General features: G+C 43.6%; 4 protein-coding genes. All 4 read right to left on the minus strand.

Annotation, left to right across the window (positions count from 1 at the left end):
* Nucleotides 1-95 precede the first annotated feature (95 nt).
* Complete coding sequence (locus tag F6K20_RS32490) at nt 96-323, minus strand: NUDIX hydrolase (RefSeq protein ID WP_287297524.1); 228 nt, start codon at nt 321-323, stop codon at nt 96-98.
* Nucleotides 320-886, minus strand: a complete 567-nt coding sequence (locus tag F6K20_RS32495) for a nicotinate-nucleotide adenylyltransferase (RefSeq protein ID WP_008179371.1) — start codon at nt 884-886, stop codon at nt 320-322. The genes F6K20_RS32490 and F6K20_RS32495 overlap by 4 nt, the downstream gene beginning before the upstream one ends.
* Before the next feature lie 586 nt (nt 887-1,472).
* Complete coding sequence (locus tag F6K20_RS32500) at nt 1,473-1,637, minus strand: hypothetical protein (RefSeq protein WP_154659667.1); 165 nt, start codon at nt 1,635-1,637, stop codon at nt 1,473-1,475.
* 31 nt (nt 1,638-1,668) lie between these two features.
* Complete coding sequence (locus F6K20_RS32505; protein WP_287297526.1) at nt 1,669-2,727, minus strand: mechanosensitive ion channel family protein; 1,059 nt, start codon at nt 2,725-2,727, stop codon at nt 1,669-1,671.
* Between the last annotated feature and the right edge of the window lie 123 nt (nt 2,728-2,850).

Here is a 2,850-nt window from a genome sequence, read left to right on the forward strand (position 1 = left end):
TATTCTTCATTATATATCTATAACCTGCAATAACAAACAGTACTCATTATTGCGTTCAACAGTTTTTAATAGTAGCAATGTTGTTTAGATGATGTCTAGGATAGCTTTGTACCGAAAGGCCAAGGCCAATCCCCAGCATTGTCTAATGATTCTCCGTCCGACACCAAGGTTCCTGGTAAACTCGATTTACCGAGGAAGGCTTCCTCTTGGAGTACCAAAAGGCGGCTTTGTTGGGTATTGAGGGAAAAAATCACAGGATCAACCCCGACCTGGACGTTGGCTAGAGCTGGTAGTTTGACCTGTTTGGTGCTGCTTTGGGTCATTGGTACAACTGCTCTTGATGGATATAGTCCTTAACCAGAGGAGTCAGTGCTTTTGTATCACCATTCTCACGATACGCTGTAGAGGAAACTGATGGTACCGTAATATCAGCGATCGCTAATTGTGCTCCTAGATGCTTCAACTTTTCTAAACTAGCCTGATCTACTCCATATCCTGAACGAGGTATCACCAGCAACTGTACTTGTTTTAACAATTGTTCAATTTGATACCAACGGGGCATCTGACGGACTAAATCAGCACCAATCACCAGAGTCATGTTTGCCTGTAATCCCCAGCGCTGTTTAGCTAGTGCTATGGTTTCCAAGGTTCTAGAGCTACTCAAGTCGGGGCTGACACGGATCGGATTTTGATACGGGTCAATCTCCTCAATCAGTAACTTGAGCATGTGGGAACGTTGTTCTAGGGTAGTCTGATGAGACTTGAATGGATTATCTGACGCCCAAACCACCACTTGGTCATAGTGATGGGATAGCCACTGGAGAATGGATTGATGAGCACAAGTTGGGGGATCTGCACTGGTACCAAACAGGGCTATATTGACCATAGTTAGTTAAAAGTTAGTTAAAAGCTCAAAGGGGTTTGAGATTAGGTTTGCTCTTCAGTATCTAGTGCGTGAAAAGCGATCTAAGCCTAGGCTTGGGTTTTAGCTTCAGAATTCTAAAATTTAAACGCGCCACGGCTTAGGGTACACTCAAAGGAAACAGAATGGGATGGATGCGCGTCCCGCAATTAAGCGAACGCTTCAACTGCTACACGCTATATATAGCTTATTTGCTTCAGCCCTGAGACCAATGGTGAGAGCCCCCTAGTTGATTGACAAAAGTCCTTAAACTAGGGGGCATGACAGTTGGTACAATGGATATAGCCTGAGAAATCCGACAAATCAAATAGGATTTACTGAGAACTCCAACTGATCAGGACTTATCCAGGAACTCCCTTGAGTAAGGTGCGTTATTAACCCACCTTACTAAGCTGTCGCCTATTTAATTTGTCTATTTTTGAATAAGCGGGAAAAACTATACAATCTTCTCCCCTTGCCGATTCAATTTATAAATCAATTAAATGTAGATGCGACCAATATGTAGATGCGATCAATATAATATGCTTGATGTAGATGTTTTACAGCTTACTTACCTTTCTTCCCACTGTTCTATCTCTTTCATCCCACCACCAATAATCTCTCTAAAAGTGCAACGCCCCTCAAAGTGTGGGAGTTTCAACCGCCCGATACTGTAGCGTGGCCATTCGCGTAGCGTGGCCCAAAGGCCAAGGCCAATCAACTGGTGCGATCTCACCTCCATTGCCTAGGCTAAGCTTGTTTCAAGCCTATTGTTTCAAAATAAACACCGGATCCTGAGCGTTTAATTCAATTCCCTCCTGGTCAAAGAAATCCTTAATCATTTTACGAAGCACTAGCTTGATCTGGTGGTGCTTTCCTGGTTTAACTTTGGTAATGGTTCGTATGGACAGATCAAAATCCCCAAAGTCCTCGATTCCATCCACCTTGGTCGGTTCAAGTACCTCCGAATACTTTTCTTTTAACTGGTGTCCCACCTTTTCAATCACCCTGTACACCTGATCGAGGTCAGCATCATATTCTATGCCAACTTCCACTACAGCATAGATATAATCCTTGGAGTAGTTGGTAATTGAGCCAATATCCCCGTTCCGAATAATATACATTTGACCATTGACGTGTCGAATACGGGTGGTTCTCAGTTCAATCGCCTCCACAATCCCCTCCGCTTCCCCTGTCTGGATATAGTCACCTACCAGGTAGTAGTTTTCAAAGAGGATAAAGAATCCACTAACCATATCGTTAATTAGATTCTGCGCCCCAAGACCCACTGCTAGCCCCACAATGCCAGCACCCGCTAGGATTGGGGTGGCGTCAATTTCTATGGTATCGAGGATCAATATACCCGAACCAAAGTAAATCAAGTACTTCAGTAAACTCTCTAGTACGGGAATAATCGTTAACCGCTTCTTTCGCTGCACATCAGTCAGCTTCGGGTACCTCAGCAGTGCTTCTTGGAGGAACAAATTGGCGATCACGATCAAGCCGCGACTCAGGAAGATGATACCGATAATTTTGACAGCTTTCGATCCATAGGTGGCTAAGTTAGCAATTATCTCTATCTGCTCAACCACCAGGGTGGCAATGCTAACATAGATTATATATTCTAGGCACCGCTTAAAGAAAGGAATCAGATGCCTGAGATTGCTATAGAATCGCAGGATATTCTCAGGGCTAGAGTATTGAACAGTCAGGGTGTCTATGCTATCGATAATGACCACAATGGATCTCAGAATGAGCAACCCGATTCCAATAATCAGATAGATGTTCAGAAGAACGTACAGATACTTAGCTGTGGATTCTGGCACTTTCAGAAACTGGCTACACCAGATTAGGGAAAGCAGCCAGAGTCCACTGGTGAGGATTTTGGTTAAGTAACTAAAGAAATCCTCAATGCTTTCATCACTAGCAGTGATTTGTTCTAGTTTCTA

The organism is Moorena sp. SIO2C4, from assembly GCF_010672485.1.
Lineage (GTDB): Bacteria > Cyanobacteriota > Cyanobacteriia > Cyanobacteriales > Coleofasciculaceae > Moorena > Moorena producens.